The organism is Enhydrobacter aerosaccus, from assembly GCF_900167455.1.
Classification (GTDB): Bacteria; Pseudomonadota; Alphaproteobacteria; order Reyranellales; family Reyranellaceae; genus Reyranella; species Reyranella aerosaccus.
In genome coordinates this window covers 1,548,466-1,566,597 of sequence record NZ_FUWJ01000001.1, presented here as the reverse complement: position 1 = coordinate 1,566,597, position 18,132 = coordinate 1,548,466, and the positions used below count along the sequence as shown (strand labels likewise).

Below are 18,132 nucleotides of genomic sequence, written 5' to 3'. Positions count from 1 at the left end.
AGGGCCGACGTGCCTCTGATTGACGTGGAACATCTCACGATGCGCTTCGGCGGACTGCTGGCGGTCGACGACGTTTCGTTCAAGGCCCAGCCTCGGGAAATCACGGCCATCATTGGTCCCAATGGTGCCGGCAAGACAACGGTCTTCAATTGCATCACTGGCTTTTACAAGCCGAGTTCCGGACGACTGACGTTGCGTGGCGACCGTGAGTATCTGCTGGAGCGTATGCTCGGACACGAGATAGGGCAGCAGGCGAAGGTGGCACGAACCTTCCAGAACATCCGCTTGTTCCCAGGAATGACGGTGCTCGAGAATCTCATGGTCGCCCAGCACAACAAGCTCATGCGAGCCTCGGGCATGAGCATCTTCGGGTTGCTGGGCTTGAAGCGCTATCGCGACGCGGAGATCGAAGCGATCGAGTTGGCGCGCCTTTGGCTCCAGCGGATCGGCCTGGTGGATGATGCCGATAGGCCGGCGGGCGAATTGCCTTATGGCGCCCAGCGTCGACTTGAGATCGCGCGGGCAATGTGCACCGAGCCGCGGTTGCTCTGCCTGGATGAACCGGCCGCCGGGCTCAACCCGCGGGAATCGGCGGCGCTCAACGAGCTGCTCTTGTCGATCCGGAATCAGGATGGCGTCGGCGTGCTGCTGATCGAACACGATATGAGCGTGGTGATGAAGATCTCCGACCATGTCGTCGTGCTCGATTACGGCCGCAAGATCGCGGAAGGTCCACCCGATGAGGTGCAGCGCGACCCGGCTGTCATCCGCGCCTATCTCGGGACCGACGACGGCGGGACCGATGGCTGAGCAGCAACCTATCCTCGAGGTGCGCGACGTCGCGACGTTCTACGGCGCCATCCAGGCTCTGCATGGTGTCGATCTCGACGTGGCAAAAGGCGAGATCGTGACCCTGATCGGAGCGAACGGGGCAGGGAAGTCGACTCTGCTGATGACGATCTGCGGAAGCCCCCGAGCACGCTCCGGTTCCATCAAGCTGGATGGCGAGGAAATCGGGCATCTGCCGACTCATCAGATCGTGCGTCGTGGCGTGGCGCAGGTGCCGGAAGGGCGCCGCATCTTTCCGCGCATGAGCGTGTTCGAGAACCTTCAGATGGGTGCCACGATCTCCGACCCGGCCCATTTCCAGCAGGACATCGATCGGGTGTTCGCCATGTTTCCCAGGCTCGCGGAGCGGCGCGAACAGCGCGGTGGCACGCTCTCCGGCGGTGAACAGCAAATGCTGGCGATCGGGCGGGCTCTGATGAGTCGGCCTCGGCTGCTGTTGCTCGACGAGCCGTCTCTCGGCCTTGCACCGTTGATCGTCCAGCAGATCTTCGACGCCATCGGGCGAATCGCTCGCGAAGAGGGGGTCACCATCTTCCTGGTCGAGCAGAACGCGTATCATGCCCTGCGGCTCGCAACCCGCGGCTACGTACTGGTCAATGGACGGGTTCGCTTGAGCGGCACCGGACGGGAATTGTTGGCCAATGCCGACGTTCGCTCGGCCTATCTGGAAGGCGGCCACGCGTGAGTCCGGTGGACACCTTTTGCTTCGACTGGCTGGGCGACACGCTTTTCAACGTCATCCTGTTCAACGTCGTCCTGGTGGGCCCGGCTTCGTTCGCCGCCGGTCATGCGGTGGCGATAGCCTGGCGCAAGTGGAATCGGATCATTTTCTATACGGCCCTCCTGTCGGCCGGTCTGAGATTTCTCGACTATGCCCTGGCCGACGGCGAGTTGTGGTCTGTGGGAGGATTCGCGCTGGGGTGGCTGATCCAATTGATGATTGCCGCGTTTGCGTATCGTCTGACTCGCACGCGGCAGATGATTCGACAGTATCCGTGGCTCTACAGGCGCAAAGGCTTGCTGGGCTGGGAGGAGCGGCACTAAGCTGCTTTTTCGTTCCACGTCCGTGGAGAGGCTTTCACAAGGGAGACTGGCATGAAGAGGATTTACGGCGCGGCGGCCGCAGCAGCCATCGCCATGATGGCGGTGCCGGCTTTCGCGCAGATCAAGATCGGTTCGGCCGGGCCGATGACAGGCCAGTATGCTGCGTTCGGTGAACAGATGAAGCGGGGCGCCGAGATGGCGGTCCAGGAAATCAATGCGGCAGGCGGTGTGAACGGGCAGAAGCTCGAGTTGCTGATCGGCGACGACGCCTGCGATCCCAAGCAGGCCACGGCGGTGGCCAACAAGATGGTGTCGGACAAGGCTGTGTTCGTGGCCGGCCACTTCTGCTCCGGCTCATCGATCCCGGCTTCGGATATCTACAAGGAAGGCAAGATCCTGCAGATCACGCCGGCCTCGACCAATCCCAAACTGACCGATGATGCCCTTGCCAAGGGCAATACGACAGTCTTCCGCACATGCGGCCGTGACGACGTGCAGGGCACGACGGTCGGAAACTACCTGCTGAAGCACTATCCCAAGGCGCGGGTCGCGATCCTTCAGGACAAGTCACCGTACGGCAAGGGCGTTGCCGACGAGACCAAGAAGGCCCTGAACAAAGGCGGCATGCGTGAGGTGATGTACGAGGCCTACAATGACACGGACAAGGACTTCACGGCCCTCATCAACAAGATGAAGCGCGAGAAGATCGACATGATCGTCCTCGGCGGGTACCACACCGCCGCCGCGCTCATCATCAAGCAGGCCAAGGAGCAGGGACTGCCGACGAAGATGGTGGGCTTCGATGCGCTGGAGACCGCCGAATTCTATCAGTTGGGCGGTGCGGCGACGAACGGTGTGCTGATGTCATTCCCGCCGAAGGCGGAAGACGATCCCAAGAATGCTGACCTCGTGAAGAAGTTCCGCGACGCCAAGTACAACCCGGAAGGCTACACCCTGTTCAGCTACGCTGCCGTCAAGGCGTGGGCGCAGGCAGCCAACAAGGCGAAGTCGACCGATCCGGCAGCTGTCGCGGCGGCGCTGCGGAGCCAGACCTACGATTCAGCTGTCGGACCTCTTGCCTTCGACCAGAAGGGCGACATCAAGAATCCCGTCTATGACATCTATGTCTGGAAGGACGGCAAGGCCCAGCCCAGCAGCAAGTAGCGGGCCGAGACTGCAACAAAGGCCCGGTGCTAGCGCCGGGCCTTTTTACTTGCGAATCAACGTCTTGTAGGGGCATTCCCACGATTTTGGGGGACCCGTGACATGGCTGCGCCGGATATGGTATCCGGGACTCTACAGCTAGAGGGGATTGTTTAGAGGATGGCTGCGGCCACGATTGCCGTCGCGTCGGATCATGCCGGCTTCGACCTGAAGGAAGTTCTCAAGCGTGACCTGGAGGCAGCCGGTCACGACGTGCTTGATCTTGGCACAAATTCCAATTCTTCGGTGGATTACCCCGATTTCGGCCAAGCCATGGCCGAGGCCATCGCTTCAGGCAAGGCATCGCGAGGGGTATTGGTCTGTGGCAGCGGCATCGGCATCTCCATTGCCGCCAACCGCAACCCCAAGGTTCGCGCAGCTCTCGCGCATGATGTCGTGTCTGCCCGTCTCTCCCGAGAGCACAATGACGCGAATGTCGTGGCGTTCGGCCAACGGTTGATCGACGTCGAGACGGCACGCGAGGCGCTGAAGGTATTTCTCTCGACTCCATTCGAGGGCGGCCGACATGCCGCCCGCGTCGCCAAGCTTTCGAAGGAAATGTGACATGAGCCAAGCTGCCTCCAAGATAGAGAGCGCCTCGCAGCCGATGTTCACTCAGACCCTTGCCGAGGCCGATCCGGCCGTGTTTGCAACCGTGAAGGGTGAACTGGACCGGCAGCGTGGCCAGATCGAGTTGATTGCGTCGGAGAACATCGTATCCCGCGCGGTGCTCGAGGCGGCCGGCTCGGTGCTGACCAACAAGTACGCCGAAGGTTATCCGGGCCGCCGCTATTACGGGGGCTGCGAGGAGGTCGACAAGTCGGAGCAGTTGGCAATCGACCGCGCCTGCAAACTGTTCGACTGCGCCTTTGCCAACGTGCAGCCGCATTCGGGCGCCCAGGCAAATCAAGCCGTGTTCATGGCGCTGTTGAAGCCGGGCGACACCTTCCTCGGCATGTCGCTGGACCAAGGCGGACACCTTACGCATGGCTCACCGGCAAACCAATCGGGCAAGTGGTTCAAGGTCCTGTCCTACGGCGTGAAGCCCGATACGCACCTGATCGACTATGAGCAGATGGAAGAGATCGCGCGCCGCGACCGGCCGAAGCTGATCATCGCCGGGGCGTCCGCCTATTCGCGCCAGATCGACTGGGCTCGGTTCCGCCGGGTTGCCGACGAGATCGGCGCCTACTTCATGGTCGATATGGCGCATTATGCCGGCCTGGTCGCGGGCGGCGTCTACCCGAGCCCGCTGCCGCACGCCCATGTCGTCACGACGACCACCCATAAGACTCTGCGTGGTCCGCGCGGCGGCATGGTCCTCTCGACCGATCCCGAGATCGGCAAGAAGATCAATTCGGCGGTGTTTCCGGGCCTGCAGGGCGGGCCGCTGATGCACATCATCGCGGCCAAGGCGGTGGCTTTTGGCGAGGCACTGCGACCGGAGTTCAAGGCCTACGCCCAGCGCACGATCGACAATGCGCGGGCGCTGGCTTCTGCCTTGGCGGAGCGCGGCCTCAAGATCGTCTCCGGGGGAACCGACAGCCACGTGATGCTGGTCGATCTGCGGCCGAAGAAGGCAACCGGGGTGGCGGCGGAGAAAGTGCTCGATCGCGCCGGTATCACCGTCAACAAGAACAGCATCCCGGGCGATCCGGAGAAGTACACGATCACATCCGGCGTGCGTCTGGGGTCGCCTGCCGGCACGACGCGGGGCTTCGGTGTCGCCGAGTTCCGCCAGATCGGTCACTTGATTGCCGACGTGCTCGACGGCATCGCCAAGAACGGCCCGGAAGGAGACGCCCAGGTCGAGGCGCAGGTTCGCGGCAAGGTCCGCGAGCTTTGCGCCCGCTTCCCGATCTACCGCGACTGACATAGCGCCAACGACACAAAACAGGGGGACTGAATGCGCTGTCCATTCTGCGGTCACGAGGACACCCAGGTTAAGGACTCGCGACCGACCGACGACAATGCAGCCATCCGCCGGCGGCGCTACTGCCCGTCATGCGGGTCGCGCTTCACGACATTCGAGCGCGTGCAGTTGCGCGAGCTGACGGTCGTCAAGAAAAACGGTCAGCGCGTTGCCTTCGATCGCGACAAGCTTGCCCGATCGATCTCGGTGGCCTGCCGCAAGCGACCCGTCGACCCGGAACGTGTGGAGCGTGTGGTCAACGGCATCGTGCGACGCCTCGAAAGCTCGGGCGAGAGCGAGATTCCCTCGACGCAGATCGGCGAACTGGTGATGGACGCGCTGCGGGCGCTCGATCCGGTGGCTTACGTGCGTTTTGCCTCGGTCTACCGCAATTTCCGCGAGGCCAAGGACTTCGAGGAGTTCATCTCCGATCTCGCCGACACGAACTTCAAGGACTGATGCCATGATGCGCGCGGCGCTCGCGCTGGCGCGCCGGTCCTTGGGGCGCACGTGGCCCAATCCAGCCGTGGGATGCGTCATCATTCGCGGCGGTATCGTCGTCGGGCGCGGGCGGACGCGCGATGGCGGCCGTCCTCACGCGGAAACAGAAGCGCTCGCCCAGGCAGGAGAAGCGGCCCGGGGGGCGACGGCCTACGTCACCCTGGAACCGTGCTCGCATCACGGCAGGACGCCACCCTGCGCAGACGCGCTCGTGCAGGCAGGGGTCGCTCGCGTCGTGTCTGCCCTCGAGGATCCTGACCCGCGTGTCAGCGGCCGTGGCCACGCCCGCCTGGCGCAGGCAGGTATCGCTGTCGAGGTGGGTGAGGGTTCGCGGGAAGCGGCGGAGATCAATGCCGGATTCCTGATGCGGGTCCAGGCCGGCCGGCCGCTGTTCAATCTCAAGATCGCTTCGACCCTCGATGGTCGTATTGCGACCCGATCGGGCGAGAGCAAATGGATCACCGGCGACGCGGCGCGCGCCCTTGGTCAACGGCTGCGCGCGACGCACGATGCCATCCTGGTCGGGGCGGGGACGGCTGCAATCGACGACCCCGAATTGACCTGCCGCTTGCCCGGACTCGGCGTCTATTCGCCCATACGCATCGTCCTCGACTCCAAGGCGCGTCTGTCGCCCCTGTCGAAGCTGGCGCGGAGCGCCCGAAAAACCCCGGTGTGGGTGATTTGCACGCCCGCCGCGCCTTTGCCGGCCCGCGAGGGGTTGCGAGACTGCGGCGTCGAGGTGATTGAACTGCCGGCAGGACCCGAGGGATACGTCGATATCGCCGTCGCCGCGCATGAATTGGGCCGTCGCGGCCTGACGCGCGTGTTGGTGGAGGGGGGCGGTGAGGTTGCGGCCGGCTTCCTCAAAGCCGATCTGATCGACGGGATTTGGGCCTTCAGGGCGGGACTTCTGCTCGGGGCCGACAGCCGCTCTGCGGTTGCCGATCTGGGCATCGCAAGGTTGGGTTCCGCGGCCCGGTTCTCGCTTGTGTCGGCCGGGACGGTGGGACCGGACACAGTGGAAACCTGGCGAAGAGGGGCTTAAGTAGCAGCGATGTTCACAGGCATTGTCAGCGACATCGGCGAGATCGCGGCCGTCGCCCCCGGCGGCGCGACGGGCGACCGCCGTTTCGTCATCCGCACCCGGCACGACCTTGCGCCAGTTCCCATCGGCGCCTCGATCGCCTGTTCGGGCTGCTGTCTGACGGTGATCGAGAAGGGAGCGGATCGGTTTACGGTCGAAGCATCCGGCGAGACGCTCGACAAGACGCACCTTGGCGACTGGCAGGTCGGGACGCGGATCAACCTCGAACTGTCATTGAAGCTCGGCGACGAGCTTGGCGGTCATCTTGTCTATGGCCACGTCGATGGCGTCGGTAAGATCGTGGCGATGACGCCGGAAGGCGGCAGCGTCCGCTTCATCTTCGAGGCGCCGCACGATCTGGCGCGGTTCGTTGCGCCGAAGGGCTCGATCGCGGTGGACGGCATCTCGCTTACCGTCAATCAGGTTTCGGGTGACCGTTTTGGCGTCAATATAATTTCACATACGCAGGCGGTGACGACGCTGGGACAGGCGAAGGTCGGTCAGCGGGTCAACCTTGAGGTGGATATGCTCGCGCGTTACGTTGCGCGCCTATTGGAGCACGAAAAAGCATGACCGCGCTCGAGAAGGATGCCTGGCGCATCACCTTCAGTGAAGTGAAGGCCGCCGCCGAGGATATTATCGAGGAGGCCCGGAAGGGCCGGATGTTCATCCTTGTCGACGACGAGGACCGGGAGAACGAGGGCGACCTGGTTGTGCCGGCTCAGTTTGCGACGGCCGAAGCCATTAATTTCATGGCCAAGCATGCCCGCGGCCTGATCTGTCTGGCATTGACCCGGGAGCGCGTGGAGCAACTCGGCCTGTCGCTGATGGCGCAGAACAATGGTACGCGCCACCAGACTGCGTTCACGGTCTCGATCGAGGCGCGAGAAGGGGTAACGACCGGCATCTCCGCTGCCGATCGGGCTCGCACTGTCGCGGTGGCGATCGATCCCTCCTGTGGGCCGCAGGATATTGTCACGCCGGGACATGTCTTTCCGCTGGTTGCTCGCGAGGGAGGTACGCTCGAGCGTACCGGCCATACCGAGGCCGCCGTCGATCTGGCGCGGCTGGCCGGTCTCACCCCGGCAGGCGTGATCTGCGAGATCATGAACGACGACGGCACGATGGCCCGTCGCAACGATCTGATCACCTTCGCGCAGCGCCACGGCCTCAAGATCGGCACTATCTCCGACCTGATCGCCTACCGGCGGCGCTACGATTCGATCGTGAAGCGCATCAGCGATACGGTGCTGGACAGCACCTATGGCGGTGACTTCCGCTGCGTCGTCTACCTCAACAAGGTGACGATGGCGCAGCACATCGCCTTGGTGAAGGGCGATCCGGCGACAGGTGGGCCGGTCATGGTCCGCATGCATGCGGTCAATATCTTCACCGATACGCTGGGGCAGCGCAGTGGCGGCCGCGGCGGGGAGATCGAGGCATCGATGCGCGCCATTGCCAAGGAAGGGCGCGGCGTCATCGTGCTGATCCGCGAACCTCTGACCGTCGTGCTCTCCGAGCAACGTCGGCGCGCGGGTGAGCCGATCGAACCGGCCGGCGGTGAGTTGCGCGACTACGGGGTCGGCGCCCAGATTCTGATCGATCTTGGCGTGAAGGAGATGGTGCTGCTCACCAACGCCAAGAAGAGCATCGTTGGCCTCGAAGGATTTGGCCTGAAGGTGATCGGGCAGAAGCCCATTCCCGGACGGACTGCGAGCTGAACATGTCGACACGAACGGAAACGCCGACGGCGCGTACCGCCATCGACGGCGTCAAGGGCGCTCGCGTCCTGATCGTCGAGTCCCATTATTATGCCGAGATCGCCGACGAGTTGATCGCGGGTGCGGAACGCGAGATCGCCAGGAATGGCGCGATCGCGGAACGTGTCACCGTGCCCGGCGCTTTCGAGATTCCAGGGGCAATTGCACTGGCTGCCGGCCGCTACGATGGGTTCGTGGCCTTGGGCTGCGTCATCCGCGGAGAAACCAGCCATTATGATTATGTCTGCGGCGAGAGTGCGCGCGGGCTGATGGATCTGGCGATCCAGAAGAAGCTCGCCATCGGCTACGGCATCGTGACCGTGGAGACGATGGATCAGGCCAAGGCTCGCGCATTCACCGATCGCGGCGACAAGGGCGGAGATGCGGCCCATGCGTGCCTTGCCATGGTGGCACTCGGCCGCCGATGGCGGAATATATGAGCGAGCCCAGGCTTCCGAGTCGGCGTCAGGCCGCCCGTCTGGCCGCGGTCCAAGCCCTGTATCAATGGCAGGAGGGACAGGATGCGCCCGGCGACATCATCGAGCAGTTCCTGAAGGTTCGTACCGGCGAAGCGGGCGAGGAGGGCATGCGCCGCGATGCCGACCGTCCGCTGTTCAAGGATGTCGTCGAAGGCGCGGCAAGCCACAAAGAGGAATTGCAGGAGACGGTTTCCGCTGCCCTGGCCAAGGACTGGAGCTGGGGGCGCGTCGATCGGCTGGTGCGGGCAATCCTGCTGGCTGGCGCTTACGAGCTGGTGCACCGGCACGACGTGCCGCCGAAGGTGGCGATCAACGAATATGTCGAGATCGCGCATGCCTTCTATGACCAGGGTGAGCCCACCTTCGTCAATTCGGTGCTCGATCGCGTCGCGCATCAGGTGCGCGGCGACGAGTTGACCAAGTAGCCCCGATGAGGGGCGGTCGACTCGGCGAGTTCGAGCTTATCGCCCGCTATTTCGCGCCCCTGGCCAAGGATTTCCAGGGTGCACGTGGCCTCAAGAGTGACAACGCCTTCCTGCCGTCGGACGCGCGCCATGATCTCGTGGTCAAGACGGATACCATCGTGGCCGGCGTTCACTTCCTCGCCAACGAGCGCCCCGAATGGGTGGCGGCAAAAGCGTTGAGAGTCTGTCTTTCGGATCTGGCCGCGGGAGGCTCTTCGCCGTTCGTCTATCAGCTGTCGCTATCCCTTCAGAAAGGGTGGCGCGAGAAATGGGTCGCGGGTTTCGCGCAAGGCCTCGCCGCAGATCAGCGCCGTTATGGCATCGCGATCTGCGGCGGTGACACCGTCGTCTCTCCGGGACCGACAACCATTACGATTACAGCCTTCGGACGCGTCCCGAAGGGCAGGGGGTTGGCTCGCGACGGAGCTCGCCCTGGGGACGAGCTGTGGGTCAGCGGGACCATCGGCGATGGCGCGCTTGGTCTCCTGGCCGCTCGCGGACGACTGAAGAGTCTGCAACTGGAACGGCGCTATCGCCTTCCGCAACCGCGCACAGATCTCGGTCCGCGTCTCGTGGGCATAGCCAACGCGACAGCGGACGTCTCGGACGGCCTGCTGGCGGACGCGGGCCATATCGCCGACGCGTCTGGCCTCGCGGTCACGATCGAGCGCGAACGCGTTCCGCTCTCTGCTGCCGCACGCCGGGTGGTCAGGGGCGAGCCTTCCCTGTGGGCCAATGTTCTGGGAGGGGGCGACGACTACGAGCTCGTCATGGCAATTCCCCCTCGGCGCCGCAACGCGTTGCTCGCAGCCGCGCGGGCTGCGGACGTCCCGGTAACTAAAATCGGCACTTTCGAGCGCGGCAGGGGAGTTCGACTGACGGTGGAAGGGCGCGTCGTGCGAGCGCCTCGCGCCGGCTACGTCCATTTCTGACCGGGGCATTCGCAGGGCCAGTCGACAGACGCGGCCCGTCTCGTGGCAGCTCTCATGGCAGCCTTGCAGCATTGCTTCGCTGGATCAGGTCTATTTGCTTGGGGCGGCAGACGGCGCCGACTAGAGTGCGGCCCAATGGACGGTCTGACCAAGATTGAGGAAGCGGCACGGGCTGATGTCGGCAGCAGGATGCCTCGGCGTTCGCTGCGTAACATCGCGCTGCTGGCGATGTGTCAGGCGCTGACACAGAGTAGCAATACACTGATGTTCGCCTCCGCGGCGTTGGCCGTGCTGACGATCGTTCCCCCGGAAATGCGCATGTGGGCCAATCTGCCGGTCACCATGCAGCATCTCGGCGTGATGCTGTCGGTATTCCCGGCATCGATGCTGATGATGCGCCGCGGGCGGCGCCTTGGCTTCAGGACTGGATCTGTTGCCGGGATGATCGGAGCTTCCTGCTCGGCCATCGGTTTGGGTATCGGCAGCTTCCCGGTGATGTGCCTGGGAGGCCTGCTGTTGGGCTTTGCCATCGCCAATATGCAACTCTACCGGTTCGCCGCGGTCGAGTTGGCGCCGCCTCATTTCCGCGCCCAAGCGATCTCCTATGTGACGGCCGGTGGCATTGTCGCCGGGTTCATCGGTCCGACGTTGGCGCGATGGACTCCGGAACTCTGGATGCCGACCTTTCAGGCCAGCTTCGTCGCGGTGGTCGGCTTACATATCGTCGTGTTCATCATTCTCACCTTCATCGAATTTCCCGTGGTGAAGAATGATGACCATGCCAGCGCGCCGCAGCGGCCGCTGCTCGAGATCGTTACCCAGCCGACCTACATGGTTGCAGCCTCCGGGGCCATGATTGCATTCGGTGTGATGTCCTTCGTCATGGCGGCCTCCCCGCTGGCGATCGTGCAATGCGGGCTCGACAAGACCGAAGCGCCGGTGACCATTTTCGTCCATGTCATGGGCATGTTCATCCCGGCCTTTTTTACCGGGCATCTCATCGCGCGTTTCGGCGTGTTCAATGTGATGATTGCCGGCGTAGCCCTGCTGATCGCGGGTGTCGTGATCGCCCTGATGGGAACGACCGCCTGGAATTTTCGGGGAGCGCTCAGCCTGAACGGCGTTGGCTGGAATTTCCTGTTCGTCGGCGCGACCACCCTGCTGACCACGACTTACCGGCCGTCTGAACGCGGTAAGGCCCAGGCGTTCAACGATTTCATCGTGTTCGGCACCACCACGATCTCCAGTCTGATGGCCTCTGTGGTCCTCGAATTGAAGGGCTGGGCGGTGCTGAACTACGTCGCCTTCGGGCTGGTTTGCATCGCGCTGCTTGTCATTGGCCTTTTCCGCCTCCGCAATCCGTCTCACGCCTAAGCCAAGCCCTTGAGCTGACGGGGTTTCTTTGCTCTGCGCAGGTTGCGCGGCATGGGGCGTTCTGTCATTTTTTTGCCGGCATCGCGGCGGGGGAGACGTCAGTGCTTCGGCTGCGAAGAGCTTAGGAACGCCAAAAAACAATTAGGGTATACACTTATGTCTTCCGTTCTTTGGGCCGTCATAGGATGCGGTGTGATCGCCGTCCTGTATGGCGTTGTCACAGCGTCCAGGGTCATGGCGGCCGATGCCGGCACGCCGCGTATGCAGGAGATCGCGCAAGCGGTCCAGGAGGGCGCAGCGGCATATCTGCGCCGCCAGTACACGACGATCGCCATTGTCGGTGTGGTCGTGCTGATCCTGCTGTTCCTGCTGTTGGGCGGTCTTGCTGCCGGCGGCTTCCTGATCGGTGCGGTGCTTTCCGGAGCCACCGGCTTCATCGGCATGAACGTGTCGGTGCGCGCCAATGTCAGGACCGCCGTCGCGGCTCAGAAGAGTCTCGGCCAGGGGCTTGATCTCGCGTTCAAGTCCGGTGCCGTGACCGGCATGCTCGTGGCTGGTCTCGCGCTGCTGGGCGTCGTCGGCTACTACGGGCTCCTGCGCCACTTCGGTGTCGCGGCCGGAAGCCGCGAGATGGTCGACGCCCTGGTGGCGCTCGGCTTCGGCGCGTCGCTGATTTCGATCTTTGCCCGTCTCGGTGGCGGCATCTTCACCAAGGGAGCCGACGTAGGCGGCGACATGGTCGGCAAGGTCGAGGCCGGCATTCCCGAAGATGACCCCCGCAATCCGGCAACCATCGCCGACAACGTCGGTGACAATGTCGGCGACTGCGCCGGCATGGCGGCGGACCTGTTCGAGACCTATGCCGTGACCACGGTCGCGACCATGGTGCTGGCGTCGATCTTCTTCTCGGCGGACGCGGCGCTGGTGTCCAAGCTGATGGCCTATCCGCTGGCGATCGGCGGGGCCTGCATCATCACCTCCATCATCGGCACCTTCTTCGTGAAGCTTGGCGAAGACGGCAAGATCATGTGGGCGATGTACAAGGGCGTGATCTGGGCGGCCGTTCTGTCGATCCCCGCGATCTGGTTCGTCACCAGCTATGTCGTCGGCATGGATACGGTGCTCAAGGTCGGCGACCGGTCGTTCACCGGCATGGCGCTGTTCTGGTGCTCCCTGGTCGGCCTCGCCATCACCGGCCTGATCGTGTGGATCACCGAGTACTATACGGGCACCGACTATCGACCGGTTAAGGCCGTGGCCCAGGCCTCGGTCACCGGCCATGGCACCAACGTGATCGCTGGTCTCGCGATGTCGATGGAAGCGACGGCGATGCCTGCGCTCCTGATCTGCGCTGGTATCGTGATCTGCTACGTGCTGGCCGGTCTTTTCGGGATCGCCATCGCGACGACCGCGATGCTCGCCCTTGCGGGCATGGTGGTGGCGCTGGACGCCTACGGTCCTGTCACCGACAACGCCGGCGGCATCGCCGAGATGGCGGGCCTGCCGAAGGAAGTGCGCAAGAACACCGACGCGCTGGACGCCGTGGGCAACACCACCAAGGCGGTCACCAAGGGCTATGCGATCGCCTCCGCGGGCCTCGGCGCGCTGGTGCTGTTCGCCGCCTACACCTCGGACCTGGACTACTTCATGGGCCTGGGCAAGCTCGGGGTTAAGACCGTCGAGTTCTCGCTCAAGAACCCGTATGTCGTGGTCGGCCTGCTGGTCGGCGGCCTGCTGCCTTACCTGTTCGGCGGCATGTCGATGCTGGCCGTCGGCCGCGCCGCCCAGGCGGTGGTCGAGGAGGTGCGCAGGCAGTTCCGCGAGAAGCCGGGCATCATGAAGGGGACCGATCGTCCGGACTATGGCCGCGCCGTCGACATGCTGACGCGGGCCGCCATCAAGGAGATGATGATCCCGTCGCTCCTGCCGGTGCTGTCGCCGATCGTGCTGTTCTTCGTGATCAGCGCCATCTCGGGCCGCGCCGATGCCTTCGCGGCCGTCGGCGCCATGCTGCTCGGCGTGATCGTCACCGGCATCTTCGTCGCCATCTCCATGACGGCGGGCGGTGGTGCCTGGGACAATGCCAAGAAGTACATCGAGGAAGGCCACTTCGGCGGCAAGGGCTCCGAGGCGCACAAGGCGGCGGTGACCGGCGATACGGTCGGCGATCCGTACAAGGACACGTCCGGCCCGGCCGTCAATCCGATGATCAAGATCACGAATATCGTGGCCTTGCTCCTGCTCGCGGTGCTTGCCCACTGAGGCAGGCAATCCGCCAAAAGAAAAGCCCCGGTCCATGACCGGGGCTTTTTTCGTGGAGGAAGCCGCAGTTAGATGCCGCCACCGCTGGTGGGCGCGCCAGGATTGCCGGCCTGTCTCGGAGTGGTGAAGCGCCCGACATTGCCTAGGATCTGCTCGAGCACGGTGAGCTCCTTACCGGCCGTAGGCGTGATGCGCGAGACCATCGTGATGTCCTGGCCATCGGCCTGATCGTATTTCTTGATGTTCTGCAGACGACCGCTGTCGTTGAACGTGAGCTGCATCACCTGCTGGTCGACGATCCACGGCTTCAGCGGGCCCCAGCTGTCCTGCTTCTCGCTGATGTAGTACCAGACGTTCGGGTTGAAGGTGGCGACCGCCGAGGGCGAGCCGATGAGGCGAACGATATCGTCGCGGCTTTGTGTCCCGACCTCGATCTTTTCTACCGAGCCTGGCGTGGGCGCGAAGCCGCGCAGTTGTTCGTTGTTCGTGCATCCGGCAAGGAGAAGGGGAGCGGAAACTACGCCGACGAGGAGGATCGGGACGGTGCGACGCATGGACCTGTTCTTGGGTTCCGTAGAAAGAGGGTTCACAACATGTCGTGGCACGGTCGCCGGGTCAACCAAGGCGGACCGCCGCGAGGGAGAAGAGGGTGTTTCGCCGCAAGAAGCCTGAAGTCGAATTCGCCGCTGCCGTCTATCGCGTCACCGCGGAGCGTGCGCGTGCGCCGGAACTGTTCGAGACCTGCGGCATCCCGGATACGCTCGATGGCCGCTTCGATTCTCTGGCGCTGCATGCGGCCCTGACGATCGATCGCCTGAGGCGTGAGCCGGACGGCGAGCTCCTGGGGCAGGCGTTTTTCGACGTGATGTTCCGCCATCTCGACCTGACTTTGCGCGAGATCGGCGTACAGGATCTGGGCGTCGGCCGTCGCATCAAGATCATGGCCGAAGGCTTCCATGGCCGGGCGCTGGCATATCGGGAGGCGCTGGGCGGCGGCACCGAATCCCTGTCGCAGGTCTTGCGCCGCAATGCCTATGGCGGTAGGCCGCCTGCAGAGGATGCGGCCGTAGCCCGTTTGGAGGCGTATGTGCGCCGCGAAGTCGAGCGGCTTGCCGCGACGGCCCGAAACGATCTCGCGAAGTAGTGTAAGGAAAATGGTACAAGAGCCTGTTCCACAACATAAATCAGAGCTGGAAAGAATCGTCGACGTCGATCGCATGGGACCATCCGGCGCGGCTCTGGACATCGTCGCCAGCGAGACCGAGCGGGCCGCCCTGGTGCGTCGGTTTGGATTCCTCAGCCTGCCGGCATTCAGCGCCAGAGTGACTGTCGATCGCCGCGCTGGAGACCTGGTGGTGGTCGAAGGACGGCTGCGGGGGAAGATCGTCCAGGCCTGCATTCTGAGCCTCGAGCCGGTAACTCAGGATCTGGACGAGACTTTCCGCATCGTCTTCAAGCAAGGCTTGGCCGAAGAGCGCGACCCGGAGAGCGGGGAAGCGCTGGTCAACGCGCAGGCTGACGCCCCGGAGCCTCTGGCGGGAAATTTGCTCGATATCGGCGAAATTGTCGCCGAGCAGCTCTCCCTGGCAGCGGACCCTTATCCGCGCAAAGCGGGGCTGAAGCTGGAGGACGTGTTGCCCAAACCGCGGTCGAATCAGCGCCCGGGCCGCGGGGAACAGCGCCGCCATCCCTTTGCCGGCTTGGCGGCGTTGCGGGACAAACCGCGCAAGGGCCGGTAAATTGTTGCGATGATGTAACGATTTGGCTAGAGAAGTCGGCCCGCCGCGCCTATAGAGCGCGGCCTCAGCGTTTTTGGGGCTGGCGCCAGTTGTCTCGTCGACAGGTGTCGGTCCGATCTGGAGATTGTTATGGCAGTTCCCAAGAAGAAGGTTTCCAAGTCACGCCGCAACATGCGCCGCGCCCACCACGCGCTGCCATCGATGGCCTATGTCGAGTGCAAGAATTGCGGCGAGCTCAAGCGGCCGCACTCGGTGTGCTCGCATTGCGGTTATTACCGCGAGGACATGCCGGTCCTGGCCGACGGCGCGTCGGCCGAGAAGTAAGCCGCAGCGCACCGCCGGCGATGCGCTGGCAGTCGACAGGCGGAGCGCCCCGATGAGCGCGGGCAAGGTTGTGCTGGCGCTCGACGGCATGGGGGGCGACCACGCTCCCGACGTCGTTGTCGAGGGCGCCAATATTGCGCGCGAGCGCTATCCCGGCACGACCTATCTGCTGTTCGGTGATCCTGCGAGGCTGAAGCCTCTGGTCGACCGGCGCAAAGGACTCGCGCAGGTGCTGGAGATCGTGCCGGCCGAGGATGTCGTCACGGCCGACGACAAGCCCTCGCTGGCGGTCCGCCGTCGCCGCAAGTCGAGCATGTGGCTGGCAGTGCAGGCCGCAACGGAAGGCCGGGCCGATAGCGTGGTATCGGCAGGCAATACCGGCGCGCTGTTGGCGATTTCGATGTTCTCAATGCGCATGGTGACCGGCGCGCACCGACCGGCTTTGGCCTCCTTCCTGCCGACTCGGCGTGGGGAGGTCGTGATGCTGGACCTCGGCGCCAATGTCGAATGCGATGCGGGGAACCTGGCCGAATTCGCCGTCATGGGAAGCGTGTTCGCCCAGACGCTGCTTGGCCTCGATACACCTCGCGTCGGCGTATTGAATGTCGGCTCGGAAGAACTCAAGGGGCACGAGGAAGTGCGGCAAGCCGCGGCGTGGCTGCGGCATGAGGGATCGCCGATCAACTTCCACGGATTCGTCGAAGGCAATGATATCGGCACCGGTGTCGTCGATGTCGTCGTAACCGACGGATTTACGGGCAATGTCGCCTTGAAGGCGATCGAGGGAACGGCAAAGCTTTACTCAAGCTTCGTGCGCGATACTTTCCGGACTTCGACGTTCGCCAAGATCGGCTATCTGTTTGCCGCCGGCGCCTTGAAGAAATTCCAGAAGCGCGTCGATCCGCGGCGCTACAATGGCGGGGTCTTCCTTGGCCTCGATGGCATCTGCGTAAAGAGCCATGGCGGCACGGACGCGCTAGGCTTCGCCTATGCGATTGGCGTGGCCAACGACCTCGTGCGCTACGAATACAAGAACAAGCTTATCGATGGGCTTGCGAAACTGCATCAGGTGACGTCGACGACCGAGCCGACACCGTCCGCGTTGCAGGCAAGCGGAGGGGCCGAGTGATTCGTTCTGTCGTTCAAGGATGCGGTGCGTATCTGCCTGAAAGAGTCGTCACGAACGGCGATCTGGCCAAGAAGATGGATACCTCGGATGAGTGGATCCAGCAGCGCACGGGCATTCGCCAGCGACACATCGCGGCCGAGGGCGAATTCACCTCGCATCTCGCGATCAAGGCCGCCGAGCGTGCCTTGCATCATGCGGGCATGACGGCTGCCGATATCGATCTCATCGTTCTGGCCACGGCCACACCGGACGAGACTTTTCCGGCGACAGCAACACGTGTCCAGGCAGCGCTCGGCATGACGCGGGGCGCGGCGTTCGACGTGCAGGCCGTGTGTGCCGGATTTGTCTTCGGCATCTCGGTGGCCGACAGCATGCTCAAGAACGGTCTTGCCTCCACTGCGATGGTGATCGGCGCGGAGACCTTCTCGCGCATTCTCGACTGGGATGACCGCGGCACCTGCGTGCTGTTCGGTGACGGCGCTGGAGCGATCATTCTCAAGGCAGAAGAGGCGAAGGGTACATCCGCCGATCGTGGCGTACTGGCCAATGCGCTGCATTCGGACGGTCGTCAGCACGACATCTTATATGTCGACGGAGGCCCGTCCTCGACGCGGACGACGGGACTGTTGCGGATGGAAGGCAAGGAAGTCTTCAAGCACGCGGTCGTCAACATGGCCTCCGTGGTTACCGAGGTGTTGGGCAAGGCGGGTCTGGACGCCAAGGACATCGACTGGCTTGTCCCGCATCAGGCGAACAAGCGGATCATCGACGGTACAGGCCGCAAGCTCGGCCTTGCGCCGGAGCGGGTCGTGGTGACGGTCGACAAGCACGCCAACACCTCCGCTGCCTCCATTCCACTCGCTCTGGCAACCGCGGTTGGTGATGGACGTATCAAGAAGGGCGACCTGGTTCTCCTCGAGGGAATCGGCGGCGGCCTGGCCTGGGGCGCATCGCTGATCCGCTGGTAGGGCCGCCGTCGTGGCCCCCGCAACGGAACGGGAACAGACGGCGATTCAATTACACCCTCTATCTTGCTGATATTGACCGGTTTCCTACCTTAGAGTATGGATTAACTG

At 63.6% G+C, this 18,132-nt stretch carries 21 protein-coding genes; 20 read left to right on the top strand and 1 reads right to left on the bottom strand.

The genetic code is table 11. The features are described from left to right. Nucleotides 1–9: 9 nt before the first annotated feature. The 15 genes from B5D62_RS07440 (at nt 10) to B5D62_RS07370 (ending at nt 13,864) form a co-directional block, all read left to right on the top strand. Nucleotides 10–810, top strand: a complete 801-nt coding sequence (locus tag B5D62_RS07440) for an ABC transporter ATP-binding protein (protein WP_231714736.1) — start codon at nt 10–12, stop codon at nt 808–810. Further along, the gene (locus B5D62_RS07435; RefSeq protein WP_085933121.1) at nt 803–1,534 is read left to right on the top strand and encodes an ABC transporter ATP-binding protein; all 732 of its coding nucleotides are present in this window, start codon (nt 803–805) and stop codon (nt 1,532–1,534) included. The genes B5D62_RS07440 and B5D62_RS07435 overlap by 8 nt, the downstream gene beginning before the upstream one ends. Beyond that, on the top strand, nt 1,531–1,893 hold the full coding sequence (locus B5D62_RS07430) for a DUF6867 family protein (RefSeq protein ID WP_085933120.1): 363 nt from the start codon (nt 1,531–1,533) through the stop codon (nt 1,891–1,893). The genes B5D62_RS07435 and B5D62_RS07430 overlap by 4 nt, the downstream gene beginning before the upstream one ends. 51 nt (nt 1,894–1,944) lie before the next feature. Continuing rightward, nucleotides 1,945–3,057 carry a branched-chain amino acid ABC transporter substrate-binding protein gene (locus B5D62_RS07425; RefSeq protein WP_085933119.1) on the top strand — a complete coding sequence of 371 codons (1,113 nt, stop codon included), beginning with the start codon at nt 1,945–1,947 and terminating at the stop codon, nt 3,055–3,057. Between the two features lie 159 nt (nt 3,058–3,216). Continuing rightward, on the top strand, nt 3,217–3,660 hold the full coding sequence (gene rpiB, locus B5D62_RS07420) for a ribose 5-phosphate isomerase B (protein ID WP_085933118.1): 444 nt from the start codon (nt 3,217–3,219) through the stop codon (nt 3,658–3,660). A gap of 1 nt (nt 3,661) precedes the next feature. Continuing rightward, nucleotides 3,662–4,969, top strand: a complete 1,308-nt coding sequence (gene glyA / locus B5D62_RS07415) for a serine hydroxymethyltransferase (protein ID WP_085933117.1) — start codon at nt 3,662–3,664, stop codon at nt 4,967–4,969. A gap of 33 nt (nt 4,970–5,002) precedes the next feature. Continuing rightward, nucleotides 5,003–5,467, top strand: a complete 465-nt coding sequence (gene nrdR / locus B5D62_RS07410) for a transcriptional regulator NrdR (protein WP_085933116.1) — start codon at nt 5,003–5,005, stop codon at nt 5,465–5,467. 4 nt (nt 5,468–5,471) lie between these two features. Beyond that, on the top strand, nt 5,472–6,554 hold the full coding sequence (ribD, locus tag B5D62_RS07405) for a bifunctional diaminohydroxyphosphoribosylaminopyrimidine deaminase/5-amino-6-(5-phosphoribosylamino)uracil reductase RibD (protein ID WP_231714735.1): 1,083 nt from the start codon (nt 5,472–5,474) through the stop codon (nt 6,552–6,554). A 9-nt stretch (nt 6,555–6,563) separates the two neighbouring features. Next, entirely contained in the window at nt 6,564–7,166 is a 603-nt protein-coding gene (locus B5D62_RS07400) for a riboflavin synthase (protein ID WP_085933115.1), read from the top strand. After that, complete coding sequence (ribB, locus tag B5D62_RS07395; RefSeq protein WP_085933114.1) at nt 7,163–8,314, top strand: 3,4-dihydroxy-2-butanone-4-phosphate synthase; 1,152 nt, start codon at nt 7,163–7,165, stop codon at nt 8,312–8,314. Before B5D62_RS07400 ends, ribB begins: the two co-directional genes overlap by 4 nt. 2 nt (nt 8,315–8,316) lie before the next feature. Then, nucleotides 8,317–8,793: a 6,7-dimethyl-8-ribityllumazine synthase gene (locus tag B5D62_RS07390; RefSeq protein ID WP_085933113.1), complete on the top strand. Its 477-nt coding sequence runs from the start codon at nt 8,317–8,319 to the stop codon at nt 8,791–8,793. Then, a complete protein-coding gene (nusB, locus tag B5D62_RS07385) occupies nt 8,790–9,257 on the top strand; it encodes a transcription antitermination factor NusB (protein WP_218190969.1) in 468 nt (155 codons plus the stop codon). The genes B5D62_RS07390 and nusB overlap by 4 nt, the downstream gene beginning before the upstream one ends. A gap of 5 nt (nt 9,258–9,262) precedes the next feature. Beyond that, on the top strand, nt 9,263–10,228 hold the full coding sequence (thiL, locus tag B5D62_RS07380; protein WP_085933111.1) for a thiamine-phosphate kinase: 966 nt from the start codon (nt 9,263–9,265) through the stop codon (nt 10,226–10,228). 135 nt (nt 10,229–10,363) lie between these two features. Further along, nucleotides 10,364–11,602, top strand: a complete 1,239-nt coding sequence (locus B5D62_RS07375; RefSeq protein ID WP_218190968.1) for an MFS transporter — start codon at nt 10,364–10,366, stop codon at nt 11,600–11,602. 156 nt (nt 11,603–11,758) lie between these two features. Continuing rightward, nucleotides 11,759–13,864: a sodium-translocating pyrophosphatase gene (locus tag B5D62_RS07370; protein ID WP_085933109.1), complete on the top strand. Its 2,106-nt coding sequence runs from the start codon at nt 11,759–11,761 to the stop codon at nt 13,862–13,864. A 68-nt stretch (nt 13,865–13,932) separates the two neighbouring features. Here B5D62_RS07370 and B5D62_RS07365 read toward each other — a convergent pair whose 3' ends face one another. Next, a complete protein-coding gene (locus B5D62_RS07365; RefSeq protein ID WP_085933108.1) occupies nt 13,933–14,418 on the bottom strand; it encodes an outer membrane protein assembly factor BamE in 486 nt (161 codons plus the stop codon). A gap of 95 nt (nt 14,419–14,513) precedes the next feature. On the opposite strand from B5D62_RS07365, the gene B5D62_RS07360 reads away from it, so the two are divergent. The 5 genes from B5D62_RS07360 (at nt 14,514) to B5D62_RS07340 (ending at nt 18,024) form a co-directional block, all read left to right on the top strand. Next, nucleotides 14,514–15,008, top strand: a complete 495-nt coding sequence (locus B5D62_RS07360; protein ID WP_139373749.1) for a ubiquinol-cytochrome C chaperone family protein — start codon at nt 14,514–14,516, stop codon at nt 15,006–15,008. A gap of 10 nt (nt 15,009–15,018) precedes the next feature. After that, the gene (locus tag B5D62_RS07355; RefSeq protein ID WP_170920815.1) at nt 15,019–15,603 is read left to right on the top strand and encodes a YceD family protein; all 585 of its coding nucleotides are present in this window, start codon (nt 15,019–15,021) and stop codon (nt 15,601–15,603) included. 129 nt (nt 15,604–15,732) lie between these two features. After that, nucleotides 15,733–15,927, top strand: coding sequence for a 50S ribosomal protein L32 (gene rpmF, locus B5D62_RS07350; protein ID WP_085933105.1), 195 nt, complete (start codon nt 15,733–15,735; stop codon nt 15,925–15,927). Between the two features lie 52 nt (nt 15,928–15,979). Continuing rightward, the gene (gene plsX / locus B5D62_RS07345; RefSeq protein ID WP_085933104.1) at nt 15,980–17,056 is read left to right on the top strand and encodes a phosphate acyltransferase PlsX; all 1,077 of its coding nucleotides are present in this window, start codon (nt 15,980–15,982) and stop codon (nt 17,054–17,056) included. Next, nucleotides 17,053–18,024 carry a beta-ketoacyl-ACP synthase III gene (locus B5D62_RS07340; protein ID WP_218190967.1) on the top strand — a complete coding sequence of 324 codons (972 nt, stop codon included), beginning with the start codon at nt 17,053–17,055 and terminating at the stop codon, nt 18,022–18,024. The genes plsX and B5D62_RS07340 overlap by 4 nt, the downstream gene beginning before the upstream one ends. Nucleotides 18,025–18,132: the final 108 nt, after the last annotated feature.

Coding starts and splice junctions, on each gene's coding strand:
- B5D62_RS07435 (WP_085933121.1), top strand. CDS start 803: ATGGCTGAGCAGCAACCTATCCTCGAGGTGCGCGACGTCGCGACGTTC.
- B5D62_RS07425 (WP_085933119.1), top strand. CDS start 1,945: ATGAAGAGGATTTACGGCGCGGCGGCCGCAGCAGCCATCGCCATGATG.
- rpiB (WP_085933118.1), top strand. CDS start 3,217: ATGGCTGCGGCCACGATTGCCGTCGCGTCGGATCATGCCGGCTTCGAC.
- glyA (WP_085933117.1), top strand. CDS start 3,662: ATGAGCCAAGCTGCCTCCAAGATAGAGAGCGCCTCGCAGCCGATGTTC.
- nrdR (WP_085933116.1), top strand. CDS start 5,003: ATGCGCTGTCCATTCTGCGGTCACGAGGACACCCAGGTTAAGGACTCG.
- ribD (WP_231714735.1), top strand. CDS start 5,472: ATGATGCGCGCGGCGCTCGCGCTGGCGCGCCGGTCCTTGGGGCGCACG.
- B5D62_RS07400 (WP_085933115.1), top strand. CDS start 6,564: ATGTTCACAGGCATTGTCAGCGACATCGGCGAGATCGCGGCCGTCGCC.
- ribB (WP_085933114.1), top strand. CDS start 7,163: ATGACCGCGCTCGAGAAGGATGCCTGGCGCATCACCTTCAGTGAAGTG.
- B5D62_RS07390 (WP_085933113.1), top strand. CDS start 8,317: ATGTCGACACGAACGGAAACGCCGACGGCGCGTACCGCCATCGACGGC.
- nusB (WP_218190969.1), top strand. CDS start 8,790: ATGAGCGAGCCCAGGCTTCCGAGTCGGCGTCAGGCCGCCCGTCTGGCC.
- thiL (WP_085933111.1), top strand. CDS start 9,263: ATGAGGGGCGGTCGACTCGGCGAGTTCGAGCTTATCGCCCGCTATTTC.
- B5D62_RS07375 (WP_218190968.1), top strand. CDS start 10,364: ATGGACGGTCTGACCAAGATTGAGGAAGCGGCACGGGCTGATGTCGGC.
- B5D62_RS07370 (WP_085933109.1), top strand. CDS start 11,759: ATGTCTTCCGTTCTTTGGGCCGTCATAGGATGCGGTGTGATCGCCGTC.
- B5D62_RS07365 (WP_085933108.1), bottom strand. CDS start 14,418: ATGCGTCGCACCGTCCCGATCCTCCTCGTCGGCGTAGTTTCCGCTCCC.
- B5D62_RS07355 (WP_170920815.1), top strand. CDS start 15,019: ATGGTACAAGAGCCTGTTCCACAACATAAATCAGAGCTGGAAAGAATC.
- rpmF (WP_085933105.1), top strand. CDS start 15,733: ATGGCAGTTCCCAAGAAGAAGGTTTCCAAGTCACGCCGCAACATGCGC.
- plsX (WP_085933104.1), top strand. CDS start 15,980: ATGAGCGCGGGCAAGGTTGTGCTGGCGCTCGACGGCATGGGGGGCGAC.